This window comes from uncultured Campylobacter sp. (assembly GCF_938045345.1).
Taxonomy (GTDB): domain Bacteria; phylum Campylobacterota; class Campylobacteria; order Campylobacterales; family Campylobacteraceae; genus Campylobacter_B.
This window is the reverse complement of record NZ_CALIMS010000025.1, coordinates 20,733-41,094: the sequence shown is the minus strand read 5'-3', so window position 1 is coordinate 41,094 and position 20,362 is coordinate 20,733. Positions and strand designations below refer to the sequence as shown.

Genomic DNA, 20,362 nt, shown 5'->3' with positions numbered 1-20,362 from the left:
GCGCGGACGAAGGAGCTCTTTGACGAGGCGATCAAATTTCAAAAAATGGGCGGCTACATCGACATCACGAGCGGCGGAAGTAAATTTGCCCCGCTTCACGAAGCTATCGCCTATGGTCTTGAAAACGGCTTAAATTTAGAGCGTCTAACGATGAGCTCGGACGGCAACGGCAGCGTGCCTAGATTTGACGAAAACGGCGCGCTAGTGGGCTACGGCTGCGCTTCGTGCGAGACGAATTTAGAGGTCATTCAGGCCTGCGTCAAAAATAAAATCCTAACCATCCCGCAAGCTCTAAGTATGATGGGCAAAAACGTCGCAAAATACCTAAATCTAAGCGGCAAGGGCGAGATAAAAGTAGGCTTTGACGCCGATTTTGCGGTATTTGACGAAGCCCTAAACCTAGATAGCGTGATCGCAAAAGGGGAGTTTTGCGTAAAAGAGGGCGAGCTCGTGAAAAAGGGATTTTTTGAGTGAATTTTAGAGCAAATTTGCCGTTTTTTAAATTTAATGAGTTTAAATTTGATAAATAATCTTGCTCGCGACCTTTGCTAGCGTCTCATCTTTACGGCACAAAATTTAACCGCGCAGGGGCCTGGATTATATTAAATTTAGCTTTAATTTAGCTATTTTTAAATATAATCCCACCTTCAATTCACACACACCAATCCTAAAATTTGGTTGCGTTTGTTAAAAACAAATGTTAACGGGTGTGGAGGAGAAACCTAAATTTCGGGGAAACCCACAAGGAGAAAACTCATGGTAACAATGAGAGATTTGCTAGAGTGCGGCGTTCATTTCGGACACCAAACGCGCAGATGGAATCCGAAGATGAAAAAATTCATTTTCGGCGAGAGAAAAGGTATCTACATCATAGATCTACAAAAAACTATCCGCTACTTCCGCTACACTTATAATATCGTACGCGACGCGGCTGCAGAGGGCAAGACGATACTTTTCGTAGGCACCAAAAAACAAGCCGGCGCGACGCTAAAAGAGTACGCCGAGAAGTGCGGCATGCCTTATGTGAGCCACAGATGGCTAGGCGGCATGCTAACGAATTTTTCCACTATCAAGCAATCGATCCGCAAGCTCGAAGTAATCGAGACCATGGAAGAGGATGGCTCGATAAATTTACTAACCAAAAAAGAGGCGCTAATGCTTCGCCGCAAAAAAGAGAAGCTCGAGCTTTATCTAGGCGGCATTCGCAATATGAAGGGTCTTCCTGATATGATCTTCGTCATTGACGTAGTTAAAGAAAAGATCGCCGTAGCGGAAGCTAACCGCTTAAAAATGCCGGTTATTGCGCCTTTGGATACAAACTGCGATCCGGACGTAGTCGATTTCCCGATCCCTGGCAACGACGATGCGATCCGCTCGGTTCAGCTTTTCTGCCAAGAGATGGCTGAGGCGATCAACGAGGGCAAGGCGCTTCGCGATCAAGATGCGAGCGAGGATGGCGAGCAGAGCGAAGCTGTCAGCGACGAGGAGAAAGAGGAAGTCGTAGCCGAGGCGATGAGCGAAGAGGATTTTGACGTAAGCGAGGACGAAGAGTAATGGAAATCAGCGCGCAAATGGTAAAAGAGCTCCGCGAAAGCACCGGAGCGGGGATGATGGACTGCAAGAAGGCTTTAGTTGAAACAGACGGCGATATGGATAAAGCCGTCGATCTGCTTCGCGAAAAGGGTCTCGGAAAGGCTGCTAAAAAAGCCGACCGCCTAGCTAGCGAGGGCCTAGTGAGCGTCGAAGTGGGCGCGGATCACAAAATCGCCACCATAAGCGAGATAAATTCCGAAACCGACTTCGTAGCTAAAAATCAAAATTTTATAAATTTAGTTAAAAATACCACTCTACATATCCAAAGTAAAGGCATTAGCAGCATTGATGAGCTAAATTCCAGCATCATTGACGGCGTTAAATTTGACGAGCATCTAAAGAGTCAGATCGCTACGATTGGCGAAAATTTGGTCGTTAGAAGATTTGAAACGATTAAGGCGGGCGCAAACGGCGTGGTAAACGGCTACCTACACTCAAACGGTCGCGTAGGCGTCATCATCGCCGCAGCTTGCGACAGTGAGCGGACTGCAGAGGGTGCGAAGGAGCTTATAAAAAATCTCTGCATGCACGCAGCTGCTATGAAACCGCAGGTTATCAGCTATAAAGAGCTTGATCCCGATTTTATCGAGAAGGAATTTTTAGCTCTTAAAGGCGAGTTTGAGAAGGAAAATGAGGAGTTCGTGCGCTTGGGCAAACCGCTTCATAGGATCCCGCAGTTCGGCTCGCGCGCGCATCTAACGGACGAAATTTTAGCCAAAGAGATCGAAGTTTTAAAAGACGAGCTTCGCAAGCAAAATAAGCCTGAAAAAATTTGGGATAAAATTTTACCGGGCCAGATCGATCGCTTCATCGCCGATAATACTCAAATCGATCAGCGCCTCACGCTGCTAGGGCAATTTTATGTAATGGACGATAAAAAAACCGTCGAGCAGGTGATCGAGGAAGAAGCTAAAAAACTAGGCGGTAAGATCGAGATCGTAAAATACGTCCGCTTCGAAGTGGGCGAAGGCCTAGAGAAAAAGAGCGAAGACTTCGCAGCTGAAGTAGCGGCTCAAATCGGCTAAATATGGAACTTCTAAAGGGCGTAAATCTTACTCACGCGTATGATTATACGCTCTTTGAAAATGTAAGCTTAAGCGTTCAAGGGGGCGAGAGCATCGCTATTTTGGGCGTTAGCGGCTGCGGCAAATCAACTCTGCTTCATATCTTATGCACGCTTTTAAAACCGAACTCGGGCGAAGTGATCTACGGCGGGCGCAGTATTTACGAGCTAAGCTCCGATGAGAGGCTTAAAATTCGCCGCAACGACTTCGGCATAATATTTCAATCTCACTACCTTTTTAAGGGTTTTTCCTCCGGCGAAAATATCGAACTCGTCGCCAAACTTACGAATAACGCGATAGATCAGAAAATTTTAAAAAAGCTTAAGATAGAAAACACGCTTGCTCAAGGCGTGGGCGAGCTTAGCGGCGGACAGCAACAGCGCGTGAGCATTGCCCGCATACTTTGCAAAAAGCCGCGCATAATCTTTGCCGACGAGCCTACTGGAAATTTAGACAAGGATACCGCAAACGAGGTCATGGACGTGATTTTTGATTACGTAAAATCCAGTCGTGGCGCGCTCGTGCTCGTGACCCACGATGAGAATTTAGCGCAAAAATGCTGCAAAGTTTATCGCCTAAATAACCGAAATTTAGCGCAAATATAAGCAATTAATAACCAAAAATATCTTACAATAGCCCAAATTCTTTCTAAAAGGTCATAAATGAAAATTCTACTTGACAATCACAATGAGCAGGTTGCAAGTGTCGTAAATATTTGCTGCGAGCGCATCGGTGCGGATCTGGTAGCATATAGTGCGGACGAGAGTGAATATGATTTGACGATAAAAAATTATGAAGATGGCGATGATATTTCAAAATTTGATCTTAATAAGACGCTGTTTCTGACGCCTAAGAATGTCTCGGCGCCAGGAGCGCGATACACCCTTACCAAGCCTTTTTCACCGCTTGAGCTCATCACGTTTATCAGCGAGTTTTCGGTTCAAAATATGAGCGTGCAGGCGAAAGAAAAAATGGCGAAAGAATTTGCCGATGCAAGCTCTGTGATGAAAGAGATCGATGCGATTGATCAGGCAAATTCCTCTTCGGGTAGTAATTTTGAAGAGCTTGTGGATAGCTTTTATGACTCCGGCAAGGATATACCGCTTTCGCAGCTGGCAAACGATATAGCGCCCGAGATTGCAGATGATGTGCCGCTTTCGCAGTTGGTAGGCGATATGCCGCGCACGGACGAGATCGCAGATGATATTCCGCTCTCGCAGCTTGCAGATGAAGCAGCTCTTGCGGACACTATCGCCGATGATACGCCGCTTAACGCCGTTGCAGAAAAGATTGCGGATAATATCGCAGACGATATGCCTCTAAACTTAGCTGCTAGCGATATCCCTGAGGATGTGCCGTTAAATAGTATCGGCACAAGCGAACCCGCCGAAAGTAATCACGCGCCTCAAGATGAAATTCCACTCGCAAAGGATGACGCTCCGATAGCTTTAGCAGCTCTAGACGATGAAAATCCTAAGAATTTCAAAACAAATAAATCGCAGACAGAAGATGAAATTCTGGTCGCACAGGCAAGCGAAACTTTACCGCTTGCGCAGCAAGACGAGCCGCAAAGAGCTGGCAGCTCTAATGAAACTACTGTTGAAAAAAAGACAGACGCTGCGCCTAATCTAGAGGAAGCGAAAGACTCTGCGGACGTTACGCTTAAACAGCATGAATCAGACGGCTCATTTGCCTATAAAACAGATGAAAAAAATTCTGCTTCGCAAGTAGTGCAAGATGCAGCTGGCGCGTCTGTTAACAGCGGATTTGATATGGATTTTTCCAGGCTTTTCGATAGTGCCGGCATGCCCGTGGAGGAGTTTGGCGGATATGATAATTTTGCCGCGGCTGCGTTTGCTTCCGATGAAAAAGAGGAGAAAAGATCTGCGCATGATAAAAATAAAACGGCTACGGATTTTCAAAAAACGCAAATTTCGTCTCAATACGAGGTCGCTTCAGATATGCCGATTGCGTTAGCGGGTGCGGGCGATATACCTCGCGAAAATCTTTATAACGCCGTTCCGTTTCAAAGTATGGAATTTACTGGTGGACTTGCACAGAATACGCCTATGTCTGCTCATAATGAAGCGGGGGATTCAATTGGCGCAAATTTCGCAGCTTCTGCAAATTCTAGCAATACCGGGATTATAAATTCTACTCCTGCGCCAAATTTTTCGGAGCTAAACTTGCCGCACATATTAGATGCCTCAGATTTACCGAAGCAAAGCGAGCAATCTGATAGCGTTGCTGGCGGGTTTGCGGACGGATTTTTGCGCGCTATGGAGGGCGATTTTGCAAACTCGTTTGCCGCAAACTCTGCGGATAACGAGCAATTTAAATCCGGTAAGCCCGCAAAGAGCGCCGCGCAGCAGATAAAATTTAATGCTTCAAAGCCTATATTAAAGGCTTCGGAGCGCACCGAATTTAAAGCGCATAAATTTGGTGCGCCCGAGCAGGCAAATGAGATGAAATTTGGCGCACAAGCTATGCCGAATGAGCTTGCTGCTTCGGCTGCGGCGGAGTTTGCCAGCCTTATGGCAAGCGAGTTGGAGCCCAGCGCCAAAAGCGAGCCACTGCGTAACGAGCATAGCAAAAAACCGAGCGCCGAGGAGCTGAAAACCAAACTGCGCGATGATCTGGAAGCGGGCATCGCAAGTACAATCGAGAGATTTGCGGGCAGCAAGGACGCCAAAGACGCGCTGAAAGACTTTAAGATCAATATCGACATATCGTTTGGAGATAGATAGTGAAAGGCAAAATTTTGCTCGTCTCCGGTCCTAGCGGTAGCGGCAAAAGCACGCTTATAAAGCGTCTTATCGCAGAATTTGGCGAGCAGATATACTTCTCGATCTCCTCTACGACGCGCGAAATGCGTGCGGGTGAAGCGGATGGCGTGAATTATCACTTCATAAGCGAGAGCGAGTTTCGCGCAGGCATCGAGCGCGGGGAGTTTTTAGAGTGGGCGTTGGTCCACGGCAAATACTACGGTACTTCGCTAAAAGCCGCTACGAGCGAGCTTGAGCGGGGTAAGATCGTGATTTTTGACATTGATGTGCAAGGATATGAGATCGTGCGTAGCAAAGTGCCTAAAAGCGAGCTTACTAGCGTATTTATTACTACGCCGAGCTTGTCGGAGCTTAGAGATAGGTTGCGCGCTCGTGGCGATAATGATCCCGCCGATATTGCTTTACGCCTGCAAAACGCGCAAGAGGAGATGGAGCGCCTAGGCGAGTATGATTATTTCATAATAAACGACCGCCTGGAAGCGGCGTATGAAAATTTAAGATCAATCTACAAAACTATCAAACTAGAAACGGCAAGCCGCGACATAGGCAAGCTAATCGAAATTTGGAAAATTTAAAGGAGAAAAAATGGGCGTAAGCGTTCAACAACTGCTAATTATCTTAGCGATTATCGTGTTACTTTTCGGAGCTAAAAAAATCCCCGAGCTTGCAAAGGGCGTAGGTAAGGGCATTAAGACCTTCAAAAAAGAGATGGAGGACGACACACCTGAAAAGGTCGAGAAAAAGGCCGAGGAAGAGGTTAGAGACGCCGAAATTAGCGATAATAAGAAGGCGTAAAGGATTTGAAAAATTTAGTTTTAAACGAAATTTTTAAAATTTTATCTCGCAAAGTCGTTTTAGAAAGACCCAAAGATAAAAGTTTGGCTCATTACGCTTCGCCCGAGGCTTTTGCGCTGGCTAAGGAGCTGCGAAAGGCGCCTAAGCTCATCGCCGAGGAGCTTGCGGCTAAATTTAAAGACAGCGAAATTCTAAGCGCCACGGCGGTGAACGGCTATCTAAATTTTCACCTAAAGCCTGCTGTGTTGGGCGCACTTGCTGAAAATGCTCTTAGCTTGGGTCGTGATTTTGCAAAAAACGACGCGAAGCTCGGAGCCGGAATTTTACCGGCTTCGGAAAGGATTTGCGCGAGTGAGCCTGCTAGCAAAGGCTTCGCTGCAAATCTGGCTGCGAGCGGCAATGACACCGCCAAATCGCAAAATTCCGCCACTAGGCAAAATTTTATTTCGCAGAATTCCGAGGCGGCGTCAAATTCCGTCGTAGCATCAAATTGCGATGAAGCGCAGAATTCTGCCGCTATGCCGCAAAAAATTTTGCTTGAATACATCAGCGCCAATCCGACCGGTCCGCTTCATATCGGGCACGTGCGCGGCGCCGTTTACGGCGATACATTCGCGCGCATCGGGCGCTATCTGGGGCACCGCGTCGATACCGAGTACTACATCAACGACGCGGGCAATCAGATCGAACTTTTGGGCACTTCGATCGCGCTTCGTGCGCGCGAGCTTGCGGGCGAGGACGTGAGCTACCCCGAGAAATACTACCGCGGCGAGTATATCGACGAGATCATCCCTCTTGCGCGCGCCCAATTTGGCGATGAAATTTTCCGTGACGAATCGCGCGTTTTGATCCTTGCGGAGTTTGCTAAAGATGAAGTGCTAAAGATCATCCAAAAAGATCTCGCAGACGCGGGCATCCATATACAAAACTGGGCTAGCGAAAAGAGCCTCTACGGCGAGCTTGAACCAACGATTAGGAAGCTTGAGCGCAGCGGCAAGATGTATGAGCAGGAGGGCAAAATTTGGATCCGCTCATCGCAGCTCGGCGACGAAAAAGATCGCGTCGTCATCCGCGAGGATGCGCGTCCGACCTATCTTGCGGGCGACATCGTTTATCACAACAACAAATTTGAGCGCGGATATGAGCGCTGCATCAACATCTGGGGCGCCGATCACCACGGCTACATCGCGCGTCTAAAGGCTGCCGTGCATTTTCTGGGCTATGACGAAAGCAGGCTCGAGATCATCCTAATGCAGATGGTAAATTTGCTCAAAGACGGGCAGACCTACAAGATGAGCAAGCGCGCGGGCAACGCGATCTTGATGAGCGACGTGCTCGCCGCGATCGGCAGAGACGCTATGCGATTTATCTTCATCAGCAAAAAGGGCGAGACGCCGCTTGAGTTCGACGTGGACGAGCTCGCGCGCGAGGACAGCAGCAACCCGATCTTCTACATCAACTACGCCCACGCGCGGGTCAATCAAATTTTTACCAAAGCGGGCAAGCGCGAGGCGGACGTCCTAGGCGCGGACTTCTGCACGCTGGATGAAGCGGGGCTCGGCCTAGCTTTTGCGGCGCTTGGCTTGAATGAAATTTTAAACGACGCCTTTAACTCTCGCGGCTTGCAGAAGCTGCCCGATTTCCTAAAGGCGCTCGCGGCGGACTTTCACAAATACTACAACGAAAACCGCGTCGTAGGCAGCGAGAACGAGGATGCGAAGCTCAAGCTGTTCGCGCTCGTGGCGCTTAGTATCCGCACGGCGTTTGCCCTGATGGGCCTAAGCGCGAAAGAAAAAATGTAGCCGCACAGGCTACATTCGCGCCGATAGCCTAAATCTCACGAACGAAATTTTATGATTTAAAATACAAAGCGAAATTTTACTTCTATGAAATTTTAAGGCTAGTTCTAAATTTACAGCTCGTAAAATTTCGATTTTAGAATTTTACGAGCAGTTCGCGATATTGCTACTGCGCCGTTCGTAAAATTTAAAATTCGATCGTAAATTTACCGCTTGCGGAATTTCAAAATTTCAAAATTTTAAAATTTTACGGCGTGGAAGTTCGAAGTAAAATTTTAAAACAAGGCTTGAGGTACTAAAATTTTTGTGCAGATTAAATTTCATACGAGGAAATTTAATTCGTAAAATTCTCCTTGGCGGGATTCGCCTGGAAGAGTACTCCTTAAGTCCCGCGGCGCATCGCCGCAAAAAGGATAGATATTAGAAAGATCATCGACATAGCGGCGCTTTCTATCGCCGTTTGCGTCTTGGTTATGGTGCTTTTTTGCCGTCACCCGTTTTGTCGTTTAAATGCTACCGCGGCGATGGCGTAAGCTGCGCACAGCTGGGGCGCGACAAGCTCTCCCGCGGAGATTACGAAGGCGCCAGGCTCGCTCTTGCTAAGGCTTGCGAGGCGGGTGAGAAAGATAGCTGCTTTGATCTGGGAGCCCTATACGACGGCGAGGGCAATGCGACGCAAGCGGGCGTATTTTATGACGTAGCGTGCGATAAAAACGTCGCCGTAGCCTGCCACAAGCTAGGCAACCTGTATCAAAGGGGACGGCTGAGTAGGGACTTCTCCGCGGCAGCTCGGCATTATATCAAGGCCTGCGATTTGGGCTACGCCAAGAGCTGTCATAATGCGGCCGTGGTCTATTTCACGGGCGGTTTTGGGCTCGCGGCGGATCCGGCAAAGGCAGTGAGCTTTTTCGAGCGAGGTTGCGACGGCGGGCTAGTGGATAGCTGCTATAACGCCGGCGTTGCGTATGATAAGGGTCTCAGCGCGCCGCAGGATCGCGACAAGGCGGAGAAGCTTTACACTAAATCCTGCGAGCTGGGCTACGGCGATGCCTGCAATAATTTAGGCTATTTGTATGTGATCAAGGGGGATCTGCGCGGATTTTCCAAGGGGCTCGGATGCGTCAAAAAGGGCTGCGACGCGGGCAATAAAAAATCCTGCCAGCTCTACGAATTCATGAAAGAGCAAATTTTAAAGAAGTAGGCGCTTGGTAGCCCGGCGCACGTTTGTTGGTTTGCACTGCCTGCCGTGCGCCGTCTGTTTTGTATTGCTCGCCGTGCGCCGTTCGTCGCAAGGCGTCTGTCGTGCGCTGTCTGCCTTGCGCCGCTTGTCGCGCGGTATTAATTTTGCGGTGGCTTGATTGGGATACTACCACGGCGGGTTTGTGAGCTTTTATAGCGCGCGGAATTTCGCCGCGATTTTGCGACGTGCGAAATTCGGCAAGGCATAGATACCCCATGCATGCGGCTTGCTAAATTTAGCATCGGAGCTTTACTTGAAATTCTATCGCTATGAAATTTTAAGGCTTAGCTCTAAATTCAGGGCTTGCAGAATCTCAACTTTAAAATTTTACGGACGGCGCTGCAAGCAAGGTATAAATTTAGATTTTAAAATTTTACGGCGCGGAATTTAGCGCGAAAGCAAAGTGCAAAGCTGTGTTTGAGGAGGTAAATTGGAATATGAGATCACGGGCGAGGTTCGAAATCTCCGCGTCCACGCTGCAAGAGGAAATAGCAAAATTTGGGTATTTTTCGAGATAGACGGCGTGAAGCTGCGCGGCGAGTTTAACGATATCCCAGTGGAGGAGGGCGAGCTTGCGCGCGCGTATTTCATCCGCGGAGGATACGCGGGCAGCTACGTGATTACGCGGGTTCAGGTAGCGCGCAAACCAAGCCCCCTGCGCCGCAAGCTGGGGATCGCGACCGCCGTGTGCATGCTTGGCTTCGGCGCGGCGCTGTGGATTGTAGGCTTTAGGATTTTAAACGTCGGCGGGAGGGGCTCGCTAATTAATTTTGTCTGTATTGCCGCGGCAGGATTTGGGGTGTTAAAAGAGGGCGCAGACAATCTGGGAGCGCGGCTAAATCAGCGCACGTCCGAGTAGATCGCCGCTGCGGCGTAAATTTTATAAATTTAATCCGCCGAATAAAATTTACTCGCGCCGCCGTATCTTTGCGGCGTAAATTTTGCTAAAATTCGCTCCAGGCGCGAAATCCGCTGCGTAAATTTAGAAAAAGGTAAAATTTTGAATATAAACGAAGCAATAGTTGCCACCGCCAAAAAGCAAAAAGAGTGCCGGCTAGCATTTATAAAGTATCTGTTTTTAGGAATTTTATTTATAATAGCGCTGCCCGTAGGCGGCGGATTTGCCGTATGGCATCTTTTTGAAAATCGCCTTGCACCGCTATTTTTCATCATTATCTATATTCCGTTTTTTCAAGCCGCACTAATGGCTAACGCGAGCCGAGTGACCAGCGAGCTGGGAGATTACAAAGCGTTTTATAAAGACGTTTTCGTCCGCGCCGCTATTCACGAGGTAGATCCAAATTTTAGCTACGATCCGTTTGCCGGCATCAGCCGTAAAGAATTTCGCAAAATCGGCATCTATTCGCCCGATGAGTTTCGCGCCGAAGATCAAATCGGAGGCATTTATAACGGCGTCAAATTTAGCCTCAGCGAAGCGATCCGCATCCCAAACGGCGCGACGCTGGAGCTAAGCGACTCGGCGGCGCTAAATTTGCTATCCGCAATAATTTTTGCATGGGAGGCCATGAAGGATATGCAGGCGTTCAGCGGCTCGGTCTTGGTCTGCGAGTTTTACAAGAAATTTAGCGGGCAAACGATAGTGGCAAGTCGCACGTTAAATACTAAATTTATAGGCGAAAAAGAGCAGATGGACGACGTGTTTTTTAGTAAAGAATTTCGGGTCTTTGCGGACGATAAGGTTGAGGCGAGGTATCTTTTGACGCCCGCATTTATGGAGCGCCTGCGAGAGCTAAAGGAAAAATTCGCGGGGAAAATGGGGCTGAGCGCGGCGTTTATGGATGATAAGCTTTATCTATTTTTAAACGGAGCGAAAAACAAGTTTGAAACAACGCTTTTTTCGCCGCCGCCGAGCTTAGAGGACGCCGCGCAGATAAAAAAGGAAATTTCAGAGCTTTTATCTATCATAGACGAGCTAAATTTAAACCCGGATTTAAGCGGGGCGGCGATTTTGGCTGATTAAACGTGCGCCGCTATTTGGCGGATAAAATCAACTTGCGCTGCAGCTAGGATCGCCGCTATTCTCCGCTGCCGACCGAGATCCGCTACGGATCGGATCGCTCATTTTTGCTACCGGCGGGGGCGTGCTTAAGTAGCTCCTGTTCTCGAGCGAATAATCTGCAAAATTTTTCCCAGTCGTGCAGATATACGAGCCTGTGCTCTTTGCCATTTTCGTCTATATAGATACCTTGCGTCGAGCATAGGCTCATCTTTTGCCAGTAGTCGAAAAACGGCAGTGCCTCGATGTCCTCTTGCAGCACGCCTCGCATCATGCCGTTATCGTAAATTTTTAGATCGTAGTAGGTCCTTTTCATTTTAACCTTTCTAAATTTTATCGCGACGGAATTTTATCGTGGTGGAATTCTTAAATTTGCATCGCGATAAAATTCCATCTTTTAGAATTTTGCCCGCCGCGAAATTTACCGCAAATCCCGCCCCTTTAAATTTTGTGGCGTCAATCCTCGATAAAATTCTGTAGAATTTCACCGCAAGTAAAATTTAGCCTGCCAGCGCCTTTAGCTGCTCGGCGTTTAGCCCATCCACCAAAATATAGCTTGCATCGATGAAGCGGTAGTTTTGCTTCGGCAGGCGCGCGATAAACTCGTCGTATTCCAGCTCGGCGATTGCATGGTAGTTATCGGCGTCGTTTTCGTCGCCCTCTATGCCTATGAGCGCGATCTGCCAGCGCGCGACGTCGTTATTTTTCAGCATCTCCGCGTTTTGCCACTCCACAAACGGCTTGTAAGGCAGGATAGTGGGCAGGTCCTGCGTGAGCGCGTATGAGCCCATTATCGTGCCGTCATCTCCATTTCGGTAAAACCTCTGGTGCGCGCTGTAAGCGTCAAGATATTGCACTTCGGTCAGCCGCTTGCTAAACTCGGCGGTGGGGTTATACGAGGCTAAAATTTCATCCATCATCGCGCGGTTTATCGCAAAAGGCCTCTGCACCCCGTAGCAAAAATTTACCTCCGTATCACCGTTTAAGTGTTGATCTATCGAATGTAGCCCCGCCGCTATATCGCGCTCGTAGTCGAATTGTTCTATCCTGTCGTGAGCGTAAATTTCGCCGTTTTCATCCGCGATCTCGCCCCCCCCAGCTGCTTAGATAGCGCCTGCAGATATGAGATCGCCAAAACCCAATCAAAGACCGTCGCGGGCGTATTTACGCGCACGGCGTAGCTTTGCTGATCCTCATCGTAGCTAAGCTCCATTCCGCGCCCGCTCTTGCCCCGCACGCCCAAAATCAAACACTCATACTCGCTCAAAGGCGATTTTAAAAACGCCCTCTCGTCAAAGTCCTCGGCGCTCTCGTCTATGCCAAATACCGATAGATCGGGCAGGAGATCCAATGCCTTGCTAACGCTCATGGCGTCCGAATACCCCATAAATAGCGGTCGCTTTTTATTTTTAACGCGGAATTCTACGCTCATCGTTTTCTCCTTTGCTAAATTAGCAAAATTATAGCGAAATTTTACCCGCCGCGGCGAGCTAAATTTACGCTCGCAAGCCCGTATTGCTGGTTGTACGAGCGTGCGCCGCAGCCCGCACAAAACTCACTAATAATCGCAAAATCTTACGCGCCGACCGCGTCTTTTAGGCTCTGTGCGCACAAGCCTGCACTCTTGAGCTCGCGCAAAATTTCACTCATCAGCTCCTCTTTGAAAACGTCAAGTATCATCGCGTCCGCGTCCAGCTCAGCATAGCGCAGGGCGGGCTCGCTGAAGTTTTTAAGCTCTTTAAACCGCCGCTCGCCCCGCCTGGCAAATCCGAGCCGAACCTCGTTCGGGCTAAGGCTCAGCACGCCGCCCTCGCGAGCGAAATTATACACGCTAAAGCCGTAAAGCTGCGGATCGGCAGCTTTAGCTCGCACGCCCAAAATTTCCTCCAGCCGCGCCTTCGTGCCGTCTAGATCGAGCTTTGTTTGCAGCGCGATCTTGCCGCCCGTGTCGAGCCGCAAAAGCGCCAAAAACGAAGCAAAATCCTGCGCGATGATGCTTTGCTCATCGCATTCGACATCGATGTAGGCGACCGCAGGCTCCTCGCTCGCGCGATAGTCCAGGCACAGATACCAATGCCCGTCGCCGCTGAAGGGTACCAGTCCGTCAAGCTCGAAGCTCACGCACTCGCGCTCCTCGCCCCAGCTAAAGCGCGTAAGCGACGGATGCGCCTCACCGATGCCGCTGACGGCGTCCAGCGGGTAGCCCTCTAGCTCGTAGCGCAGGTAGCCGCCATTTTGGATGCTTAGCATCATGACTAGTTCGCGCGGCAGGGCGTGCCCCAGCTCCTCTTCTGCGGCCATCAGTGCCTCGGGCGTGAGCGGATCTTGCAGATATGGCAGGTAGATCGGCTTGCGCCAGATGTTTGCAAGCTCGTTTGCGTTCATTTTCGCTCCTTTAAATTTACGGGTTAAAATTTCAAACGCGCCTTAAATTCCAAGCTCGAAGCCGAAATCTCGGGCTATAAAATTTTAAAATTTTGCGGCGCCGAATTTTTCACAGCCCGCTCGCTGTATTCGGCTCACCTGCATCTATTCGGCTCGCTTCTTGGCGGCTTAAATTTAACCTAGATCGGGTGCCGTCTAAATTTAATCCGCGCCGAGCGAGCTCAAGGCTGCACGCCGATAAAATTTCATCATAAATTTACTCGCTCCCGGCGTCTGTTTGAAGCGGCGGAATTTTGCAAGCGAGCTAAATTTATCTTCGCACGCCTAATCGAAATCATAATACAGGCTCCACGCACCGCTTTGCGGGTTTTTAGCAAACATCAAGCTGCCGCCGTCAATGACGTTAAAGCCCGCTTTTTCGTCTGAAGAGACCTGAAAAACGAACTGATAGCCCTCGCCGAAGCTCACTCCTGACTGGCAAAAGGAGGGGTAGCCGCCGAGCTTCGTGCAGTTGTGATACTCCAGTCCAGCCGTGACGTCGGAATAATAGAGCCCGACCGACCTTTTAAGCTCTAAAATTTCATGCACGACGTCAGGCTCCAGCCCGCCGTCGTCCCAAACGGGCGTATCGTCCACGGCAAATTTGGGCTGCAAAGGAAAGGGTCTTATCTGTGAGCGCGGATTTGCAAGCTCCTTTATGACGAGCTCGCTTACGTCGCTATACTCGCGGATCGCCCACAGGCCGTCCATATTCTCATCAAATTTGCCGATGAGATCGTGCGAGATGAAGACCGCAAGCAGCTTGACGCCGTCCAAGACCTGCGGCACGTAGGGTAGCGCGGGCAGGTAAAACTGCGCCAGAGGGAGCATCGGCACGCCGTTTTGATCCACAGGCAGCTCCTCGTCCGCCGCGTAAGCGAGCACGCGACCGATCCAGCACTCATCGATAGCGCCTCGCGGCCTCACGCCGCCCGTCTGAAAATAGGTGATTTCGCGCGCGATCTTGCGCTGCAGCTCCTTAATCTTTTCTTGCAGATCCGTTTGCATTTGCGTCCTTTTCGGTTGGAATTTTAGCGCTTTTGTGAAATTATAGCGTAAATTTTACCCGCCGCCGCGAGCTAAATTTGCAGCGCAAGGAGTTGCGAAAAGTAAGCTTAAAGCTTTTTGAGAGTAAAATTTAGACAGACCCATGTAGGCGGCAAATTTAATCAAAGGAGCGAAAATGACGAAAGATCAGTGCTGCGTCCTAAAGCATTTGACGGCAGGCGAGACGGGCGGTTTTGAGAAAACGGGCGAGATGAATGACGGCGAGTTTTTGAACGCGCTTATCGCAAAAGGGCTTGTTTGGATGCTTGACTGGGTCGGCGAGGACGAGACGGGCGATGTAGGCAAATTTATCAGCTCTAGGCTTGATGCGCTGCAAAGCGGCGTGTCACTAGACTGCGATAAAATTTACGCAAGGCTCGAAAAAGAAGCGAAAAAAGAGGGTTTCGAGCGCGGCGATGCGAGCCTATTTTTGATGAACGAGTTTCAAAAGGCGCTGAAGAAGAGCGATTTTAGGCTTTTTACTTTGGAGCTTCATAGCGACGCTTATTATCTATTTATCGCGCACAAGAACGCCGAGCGGGATTTTAAGAAAATGGCAAAGCACGAGGAGCCGTTTTGGGATATCGCGCCGTGGGGCAAGCGCCGCAAAAGGCAGATCCTTTACGTCATAAACTGCAAGTGCGGCGAGATGTTCGCGTGGCAGCTGGACGCGGACGAGCCCTCTCCTAGGAACGAGGTTTGCGAGGTCTGCGGGCGGGTGCTTTTTGACGCCGAGGGCAACGCGATGCAGCCTTTGGAGAAGGAATTTATCTGATCTTTTTGCTTATCGCGGCTTTGCGTGCGAAGCTTCGGCCGGATGAAAAGTTAAATTTTATTGCGCAGCTCGGCAGGATTTGGCGCACAGGTTTGGTTTGTAGCTCGGCGGCGAAACGCGGTTTAAATTTAAGGCTCGTTCGGGCGGCGGAATGTGTTTTGATTTGCAGCTTGCTCTGGTAGTAAAATACGCTTCGGTGCGGCTTGATTTGCTGCTCACATGAGCGGCGAAATTTTGCAGTTTGCGTTTGTGTCTTAATAAGACTGCGGCGCAAGACGCACTATTTTAGCTTTTACGTTCTTGCTTCTCAAGTTCGCAGTCGTGAGTGCATCTACCTATGCTGCGCTAAATTTTGATTTTAATGGTCACAGACATCAAGCCTATTTAGTTAAAATCAAAATTTCGCCCTGCTGCGAGCGCTAAATTTATAATCCTGCAAATTTAGAATTTTAAGAGCGAAATTTTGAATTAAAATTTCCCAAAATCTCTAAATTTTAAAATTTTAAATGCAATACGAGCTTGCCGGCTCGTTTACCATAAGGTTCGTAAATTTCGCCGCAGCCGCAAGCTCGTTTGATTTAAAGATAAGACAAAATTTAGCTAGCGTGCCCGCACAGAATTCCGATATTAGCGCGAACGCAAACGCGCTATGTTTGAAATCCGAAACCGACGAGGTGCGGCGAGGCTAACTGCGAGCTTTGGCGATGCACGCCTCGATCGCCGCCATCACCGCTGCGCGAAACCCAGCCGCCTCCAGTGCCGCGAGCCCCTCTATCGTCGTGCCCGCGGGCGAGCAGACGGCGTCTTTGAGCTCCGATGGGCGCCTGCCGCTTTGCAGCAGGCGCGCCGTGCCCTCTACCGCCGCCGCCACCGCGTCGTAGCACAGCGCCCGCGGCAGTCCGCCCCGCACGCCCGCATCCGCCGCAGCCTCGATAAAGGCGCACACATACGCAGGCAGACTCCCTGCGATTCCAGTAAATGCGGCAAAGCTAGCCTCGTCTATCTCGTAGAATTTACCGATTTTTGCGGCTAGCGCTCGCACGATCTCCCGACTGGCCTCATCAAAATACTCGCCGTAGCACAGCGCCGTAGCCGACGCGCCGATGCCCGCAGCGACGTTTGGCATCGCGCGGGCCACGAAAACGTCCGCACCTACGATATTTTGGGCGCACTCCAGCTTGAAATTCGGCGCCAAAAGAAGCAGGATTTTGCCCGCGAGCTCGGGCGCGATCAGGTGCAAAATCCCCTCGTAGCTGGCGGGCTTGGTCGCAAGCACGATAATATCCGCCGCGTGCGCCAGCTGCGTCTCGCCTTGCAAAATCTGCACGCCGTAGCGCTTACGCAAGGTTTCGTTTTTGCTTCTAGCATAAGCTAGGACTTGAAGCTTCGTATCGGAGGCGGGCTGCGCGCAGGCGGAATCACATTCGCGGCTCGCAAAATTCTGCTCTAAATTTGCGGAATTCTGCCCGCAAGCCGCAAAGCTTTGAGTATCTGGCATAAAATTTTGCCCGTCGTGCGCGGAATTTTCTCTGCTCGCCGTGCAATTTTCTTTATTCTCTGTAAAATTTTCTCCACCCGCTGCGCAATCTCGCCCGCCGGCTCTGCAAAGTGCGGCAATCATCGCCTCGCCCATATTTCCGCCGCCGATAAATCCCACTTTCATTTTCGCTCCTTTTAAAGCTAAATTATGCCTCAATGATAGCTCAAAATTTCTTTATCCGCCCTTGCGGCGCGCGGTTTATCTACGTAAAAGCAAATTTTAGCTACAATCTCGCCTAAATTTTTAAAAAAAAGGATGCGTTATGGCAATAAACGTTTTTTACGACAAAGATTGCGATTTGGGCTTGATTAAGGCTAAAAAGGTCGCTATGATCGGCTTCGGCTCGCAGGGGCACGCTCACGCCGAAAATTTGCGCGATAGCGGCGTAGAGGTCATTGTGGGTCTAAAAAAGGGCGGCGCGAGCTGGAGCAAGGCCGAGGCGAAGGGCTTTAAAGTAATGAGCGTCGGCGAAGCTACGAAGGCCGCAGACGTCGTAATGATCCTAACGCCTGATGAGTTTCAAAGCGACATTTTCAAAGCGGAGATCGAGCCGAGCTTAAGCGAGGGCGACGCGATCGCGTTCGCGCACGGCTTTAATATCCACTTCGGACAGATCGTCCCTCCAAAGGGCATCGATTGCATTATGATCGCTCCGAAAGCCCCGGGCCACACCGTCCGCAATGAGTTTGTAAGCGGCGGCGGAGTGCCGATGCTGATCGCCGTTTCGCAAAACGAAAGCGGCAGAGCCAAAGAGCTTGCTCTAAGCTATGCAAGCGCGATCGGCGGCGGTCGCACCGGCATCATCGAAACGACCTTCAAAGCAGAGACTGAGACCGATCTTTTCGGCGAACAGGCTGTACTTTGCGGCGGACTTTGCGCGCTCATCAACGCAGGCTTTGAGACCCTTGTAGAGGCTGGATATGAGCCTGAGATGGCGTATTTTGAGTGCCAGCACGAGATGAAGCTGATCGTGGATCTCATCTATCAAGGCGGCATGGCCGATATGCGCTACTCGATCTCAAACACCGCAGAATACGGCGATTACGTAAGCGGCAACCGCGTCGTAAACGAAAGCAGCAAAGCGGCGATGAAAGAGGTGCTAAAGGAGATCCAAAACGGCAAATTTGCAAAAGACTTCATCCTCGAGCGCAAAGCTGGCTACGTGCGAATGAATGCCGAGCGCAACATCACGGCAAATAGCTTGCTTAGCAAAACCGGCGAGAAGCTTCGCGCGATGATGCCGTGGATCGCCAAGGGTAAGCTCATAAACAAAGATAAAAACTGATTTCGGCTGAGCTTTGGCTAATACAAATCCACGTGGGCGCCGCAAAAAGCGCCCGATCAATTACATAGCGATCGCCTTTGTCGTAATCTTATGCTTTTTAAGCGGTGCGGTTACCTACGCGGTTTTGGATCTCGTATTTTCGGGTAATAAAGCCGCGTTGCAGCAAAGCTCGCGCAAACAAGCTCCCGAAAGCCCTTCCGATCCTCGCGGTAAAAAGCCTCGTTTAAGCGCTGCACAGAAGGAAGCGCTGATTCAAAAGGAGCTCGATAAGATCGCCGAGCAAAACATAACCGCACCGAAGCTTCCCGTAGAGCCTGCCTCGCAAAATTCCGCAAGACAAAATTCTGCAAGCGGCGATTCGCAAAATTCCGTAAATTCTATGGCTTCCGCAAATTCCGCCGCTGCAAATTCAGCGAGCGGCGGATCGGACGTAAATTTTACCGCGGCAAATTCCGCTTCAAAAAATTCCATAAATTCTACCGCGCAAAGCCACGCTTCCGGCAGCGCAGACGATCTTTCTAAATCGCCGCGCAAGGCTTTGCCGGCAGGCTCTCGCGCAAAGCTAGCGATCATTATCGACGACGTAGGCACCGGCGAGCAGGCGCAAAAGATCGCCGCTCTGCCCGTGCGCGTGACGCCGTCCATCTTTCCACCCGAATATCAGCGCAAGGACACGAGCTCGCTCGCTCGCGGCTTTGAGCATTATGCGATCCACCTGCCGATGGAGGCAAGCTCTGCTAAAAATAATTCCGCGACGCTGCGAGCTTCGGATAATTACGAGAAGCTGCGCGGCGTCATAGCCAAGCTGCGCGCGGACTTTCCGAACGCTAAATTTATAAATAACCACACAGGTTCTAAATTTACCGCCGACGAGCGCGCGATGCAAAACCTACTGCGCGCGATGAACGAGCATGGATTTTTATTTATCGACTCGCGCACGAGCCCCGCTACCAAGGCTAAGGCGGCGATGAATGAGCTTGGCATGCGATACGTGCATCGCGATGTATTTTTGGATAATCAAAACAGCGTCGCCGCGGTGCGCAAAAAGCTGCGCGAAGCCGTCGCGCTTGCTAAAAAGCAGGGTTACGCCATCGCTATCGGCCATCCCAAAAGCTCTACTCTGCGCGCGCTTGCAAACAGCGCCGACATCCTAGGCGAGGTCGATTTAGTGTATTTGGACGAAATTTATGAGTACTACGAGTGAGCTCGGTTTTAAAATTCAAAGCCTAGCAAGGCTCGGTGCGAGCGAGCCCGCGCAGCTGTATTTTAGGGGCGAGCCGGCGCTACTGCAAAAGCGCCGCATCTCGATCGTGGGCTCGCGCAAGATGAGCGTTTATAGTAAAAATTTGATCCTGCGCCTTGCGCGCGCTTTGAGCGATGCGGACTTTTGCGTCGTAAGCGGCGCGGCGATCGGCTGCGACATAGCCGCGCACGAAGGGGCGTTTCCAAACACGATTGCGGTTTTTGGAAACGGTCTTGATCAAATTTATCCCGCGCAAAACGCCACCATGATCGGCAAAATTTATGAGCGTAGCCTCGCGCTTAGCGAGTATGAGGACGGCGTGAGCGCGCGCGGATTTCAGTTTTTGCAGCGCAACCGCATCGTCGTGGCGCTGTCCGAAGCTCTGATTATCGCTCAAGCCGAGCCTCGCAGCGGCTCGCTGCAAAGCGCGCGCCTGGCTCGTGAGATGGGCGTGCCCGTGTACGTGCTGCCGCACCGAATGGACGAGAGCGCGGGCACGAATGATCTGCTCGCAAAATCTCAGGCGCGGCTGATCGCGGATTTTGGCGAATTCGTCGCCTCTTTGGCTCCGCAGACGCCGCAAAACACTGAGCACGCACGGGATGAGGTGATGGAATTTTTAGCGCTAAATTCCGATTTGCAAGCGGCGATCGAGCGCTTCGGCGATAAAATTTACGAATATGAGCTAGAAGGTAGGATCGAAATTTTAGGCGCAAAGATCGTGGCAAAGTAGCCGGCGGCAGGCGTTTGCTCA

Annotated in this window: 24 protein-coding genes; 16 read left to right on the top strand and 8 right to left on the bottom strand. The window is 50.4% G+C overall.

All coding sequences use genetic code 11. The features are described 5' to 3' along the window. From Q0144_RS05575 to Q0144_RS05535, 9 genes are all read left to right on the top strand, one after another. The coding region (locus Q0144_RS05575; RefSeq protein ID WP_298062463.1) for an amidohydrolase family protein at window positions 1-474 on the top strand (474 nt) is incomplete at its 5' end. A gap of 282 nt (window positions 475-756) precedes the next feature. Further along, complete coding sequence (rpsB, locus tag Q0144_RS05570) at window positions 757-1,554, top strand: 30S ribosomal protein S2 (RefSeq protein WP_297896475.1); 798 nt, start codon at window positions 757-759, stop codon at window positions 1,552-1,554. Next, entirely contained in the window at window positions 1,554-2,618 is a 1,065-nt protein-coding gene (tsf, locus tag Q0144_RS05565; protein ID WP_298062461.1) for a translation elongation factor Ts, read from the top strand. Before rpsB ends, tsf begins: the two co-directional genes overlap by 1 nt. 2 nt (window positions 2,619-2,620) lie before the next feature. Beyond that, a complete protein-coding gene (locus Q0144_RS05560; RefSeq protein ID WP_298062459.1) occupies window positions 2,621-3,262 on the top strand; it encodes an ATP-binding cassette domain-containing protein in 642 nt (213 codons plus the stop codon). A gap of 57 nt (window positions 3,263-3,319) precedes the next feature. After that, window positions 3,320-5,404 carry a hypothetical protein gene (locus tag Q0144_RS05555; RefSeq protein ID WP_298062457.1) on the top strand — a complete coding sequence of 695 codons (2,085 nt, stop codon included), beginning with the start codon at window positions 3,320-3,322 and terminating at the stop codon, window positions 5,402-5,404. Beyond that, window positions 5,404-6,018 (top strand): guanylate kinase, encoded by a 615-nt coding sequence (gene gmk, locus Q0144_RS05550; RefSeq protein ID WP_291936305.1) that lies wholly within the window; start codon window positions 5,404-5,406, stop codon window positions 6,016-6,018. Before Q0144_RS05555 ends, gmk begins: the two co-directional genes overlap by 1 nt. A 10-nt stretch (window positions 6,019-6,028) precedes the next feature. Beyond that, window positions 6,029-6,238 carry a twin-arginine translocase TatA/TatE family subunit gene (locus tag Q0144_RS05545; RefSeq protein WP_298062455.1) on the top strand — a complete coding sequence of 70 codons (210 nt, stop codon included), beginning with the start codon at window positions 6,029-6,031 and terminating at the stop codon, window positions 6,236-6,238. 5 nt (window positions 6,239-6,243) lie between these two features. Beyond that, complete coding sequence (argS, locus tag Q0144_RS05540) at window positions 6,244-8,040, top strand: arginine--tRNA ligase (protein ID WP_298062453.1); 1,797 nt, start codon at window positions 6,244-6,246, stop codon at window positions 8,038-8,040. Between the two features lie 481 nt (window positions 8,041-8,521). Continuing rightward, window positions 8,522-9,238, top strand: a complete 717-nt coding sequence (locus tag Q0144_RS05535; protein WP_298062451.1) for a tetratricopeptide repeat protein — start codon at window positions 8,522-8,524, stop codon at window positions 9,236-9,238. On the opposite strand, the gene Q0144_RS05530 is transcribed toward Q0144_RS05535, so the two are convergent. Then, a complete protein-coding gene (locus tag Q0144_RS05530) occupies window positions 9,210-9,494 on the bottom strand; it encodes a hypothetical protein (protein WP_298062450.1) in 285 nt (94 codons plus the stop codon). The two genes, Q0144_RS05535 and Q0144_RS05530, sit on opposite strands and share 29 nt — an antisense overlap. A 213-nt stretch (window positions 9,495-9,707) precedes the next feature. On the opposite strand from Q0144_RS05530, the gene Q0144_RS05525 reads away from it, so the two are divergent. Both Q0144_RS05525 and Q0144_RS05520 read left to right on the top strand, forming a co-directional pair. Next, window positions 9,708-10,136 carry a hypothetical protein gene (locus tag Q0144_RS05525; RefSeq protein ID WP_298062447.1) on the top strand — a complete coding sequence of 143 codons (429 nt, stop codon included), beginning with the start codon at window positions 9,708-9,710 and terminating at the stop codon, window positions 10,134-10,136. A 141-nt stretch (window positions 10,137-10,277) separates the two neighbouring features. After that, window positions 10,278-11,258: a DUF3137 domain-containing protein gene (locus tag Q0144_RS05520; protein ID WP_298062445.1), complete on the top strand. Its 981-nt coding sequence runs from the start codon at window positions 10,278-10,280 to the stop codon at window positions 11,256-11,258. Window positions 11,259-11,340: 82 nt separating this feature from the next. On the opposite strand, the gene Q0144_RS05515 is transcribed toward Q0144_RS05520, so the two are convergent. The 6 genes from Q0144_RS05515 to Q0144_RS05490 all read right to left on the bottom strand — a co-directional run bounded on the left by Q0144_RS05515 (window position 11,341) and on the right by Q0144_RS05490 (window position 14,726). Further along, a complete protein-coding gene (locus Q0144_RS05515; RefSeq protein ID WP_298062443.1) occupies window positions 11,341-11,610 on the bottom strand; it encodes a hypothetical protein in 270 nt (89 codons plus the stop codon). Between the two features lie 10 nt (window positions 11,611-11,620). Further along, on the bottom strand, window positions 11,621-11,782 hold the full coding sequence (locus Q0144_RS05510; RefSeq protein ID WP_298062441.1) for a hypothetical protein: 162 nt from the start codon (window positions 11,780-11,782) through the stop codon (window positions 11,621-11,623). Between the two features lie 12 nt (window positions 11,783-11,794). Continuing rightward, complete coding sequence (locus Q0144_RS05505; protein ID WP_298062464.1) at window positions 11,795-12,340, bottom strand: DUF4299 family protein; 546 nt, start codon at window positions 12,338-12,340, stop codon at window positions 11,795-11,797. After that, complete coding sequence (locus Q0144_RS05500; RefSeq protein WP_298062439.1) at window positions 12,337-12,726, bottom strand: DUF4299 family protein; 390 nt, start codon at window positions 12,724-12,726, stop codon at window positions 12,337-12,339. Before Q0144_RS05500 ends, Q0144_RS05505 begins: the two co-directional genes overlap by 4 nt. 143 nt (window positions 12,727-12,869) lie before the next feature. Next, window positions 12,870-13,679 (bottom strand): SMI1/KNR4 family protein, encoded by an 810-nt coding sequence (locus tag Q0144_RS05495; RefSeq protein WP_298062437.1) that lies wholly within the window; start codon window positions 13,677-13,679, stop codon window positions 12,870-12,872. A 324-nt stretch (window positions 13,680-14,003) separates the two neighbouring features. Continuing rightward, on the bottom strand, window positions 14,004-14,726 hold the full coding sequence (locus Q0144_RS05490) for a DUF1963 domain-containing protein (RefSeq protein ID WP_298062435.1): 723 nt from the start codon (window positions 14,724-14,726) through the stop codon (window positions 14,004-14,006). Between the two features lie 175 nt (window positions 14,727-14,901). On the opposite strand from Q0144_RS05490, the gene Q0144_RS05485 reads away from it, so the two are divergent. Then, entirely contained in the window at window positions 14,902-15,540 is a 639-nt protein-coding gene (locus Q0144_RS05485) for a hypothetical protein (protein ID WP_298062433.1), read from the top strand. Window positions 15,541-16,046: 506 nt separating this feature from the next. Continuing rightward, the gene (locus tag Q0144_RS05480) at window positions 16,047-16,229 is read left to right on the top strand and encodes a hypothetical protein (protein ID WP_298062431.1); all 183 of its coding nucleotides are present in this window, start codon (window positions 16,047-16,049) and stop codon (window positions 16,227-16,229) included. On the opposite strand, the gene proC is transcribed toward Q0144_RS05480, so the two are convergent. Next, entirely contained in the window at window positions 16,226-17,203 is a 978-nt protein-coding gene (gene proC / locus Q0144_RS05475; protein ID WP_298062429.1) for a pyrroline-5-carboxylate reductase, read from the bottom strand. The two genes, Q0144_RS05480 and proC, sit on opposite strands and share 4 nt — an antisense overlap. A 139-nt stretch (window positions 17,204-17,342) precedes the next feature. Between proC and ilvC the strand changes: the two genes are divergently transcribed. Genes ilvC through Q0144_RS05460 form a run of 3 tightly spaced genes read left to right on the top strand, consistent with a single transcriptional unit; the run spans window position 17,343 to window position 20,341 of the window. Further along, window positions 17,343-18,365 carry a ketol-acid reductoisomerase gene (gene ilvC / locus Q0144_RS05470; protein ID WP_298062427.1) on the top strand — a complete coding sequence of 341 codons (1,023 nt, stop codon included), beginning with the start codon at window positions 17,343-17,345 and terminating at the stop codon, window positions 18,363-18,365. Between the two features lie 13 nt (window positions 18,366-18,378). After that, window positions 18,379-19,569 carry a divergent polysaccharide deacetylase family protein gene (locus Q0144_RS05465; protein WP_298062425.1) on the top strand — a complete coding sequence of 397 codons (1,191 nt, stop codon included), beginning with the start codon at window positions 18,379-18,381 and terminating at the stop codon, window positions 19,567-19,569. Continuing rightward, window positions 19,553-20,341 carry a DNA-processing protein DprA gene (locus Q0144_RS05460; RefSeq protein ID WP_298062423.1) on the top strand — a complete coding sequence of 263 codons (789 nt, stop codon included), beginning with the start codon at window positions 19,553-19,555 and terminating at the stop codon, window positions 20,339-20,341. The genes Q0144_RS05465 and Q0144_RS05460 overlap by 17 nt, the downstream gene beginning before the upstream one ends. Window positions 20,342-20,362 lie beyond the last annotated feature (21 nt).

What these genes read in the sequence shown, in the direction of transcription:
- Q0144_RS05515 (WP_298062443.1), bottom strand. Translation starts at nt 11,610, where the DNA reads ATGAAAAGGACCTACTACGATCTAAAAATTTACGATAACGGCATGATG.
- Q0144_RS05530 (WP_298062450.1), bottom strand. Translation starts at nt 9,494, where the DNA reads ATGGGGTATCTATGCCTTGCCGAATTTCGCACGTCGCAAAATCGCGGC.
- Q0144_RS05560 (WP_298062459.1), top strand. Translation starts at nt 2,621, where the DNA reads ATGGAACTTCTAAAGGGCGTAAATCTTACTCACGCGTATGATTATACG.
- Q0144_RS05485 (WP_298062433.1), top strand. Translation starts at nt 14,902, where the DNA reads ATGACGAAAGATCAGTGCTGCGTCCTAAAGCATTTGACGGCAGGCGAG.
- ilvC (WP_298062427.1), top strand. Translation starts at nt 17,343, where the DNA reads ATGGCAATAAACGTTTTTTACGACAAAGATTGCGATTTGGGCTTGATT.
- rpsB (WP_297896475.1), top strand. Translation starts at nt 757, where the DNA reads ATGGTAACAATGAGAGATTTGCTAGAGTGCGGCGTTCATTTCGGACAC.
- Q0144_RS05555 (WP_298062457.1), top strand. Translation starts at nt 3,320, where the DNA reads ATGAAAATTCTACTTGACAATCACAATGAGCAGGTTGCAAGTGTCGTA.
- proC (WP_298062429.1), bottom strand. Translation starts at nt 17,203, where the DNA reads ATGAAAGTGGGATTTATCGGCGGCGGAAATATGGGCGAGGCGATGATT.
- tsf (WP_298062461.1), top strand. Translation starts at nt 1,554, where the DNA reads ATGGAAATCAGCGCGCAAATGGTAAAAGAGCTCCGCGAAAGCACCGGA.
- Q0144_RS05490 (WP_298062435.1), bottom strand. Translation starts at nt 14,726, where the DNA reads ATGCAAACGGATCTGCAAGAAAAGATTAAGGAGCTGCAGCGCAAGATC.
- Q0144_RS05545 (WP_298062455.1), top strand. Translation starts at nt 6,029, where the DNA reads ATGGGCGTAAGCGTTCAACAACTGCTAATTATCTTAGCGATTATCGTG.
- Q0144_RS05495 (WP_298062437.1), bottom strand. Translation starts at nt 13,679, where the DNA reads ATGAACGCAAACGAGCTTGCAAACATCTGGCGCAAGCCGATCTACCTG.
- Q0144_RS05480 (WP_298062431.1), top strand. Translation starts at nt 16,047, where the DNA reads ATGCAATACGAGCTTGCCGGCTCGTTTACCATAAGGTTCGTAAATTTC.
- Q0144_RS05500 (WP_298062439.1), bottom strand. Translation starts at nt 12,726, where the DNA reads ATGAGCGTAGAATTCCGCGTTAAAAATAAAAAGCGACCGCTATTTATG.
- Q0144_RS05460 (WP_298062423.1), top strand. Translation starts at nt 19,553, where the DNA reads ATGAGTACTACGAGTGAGCTCGGTTTTAAAATTCAAAGCCTAGCAAGG.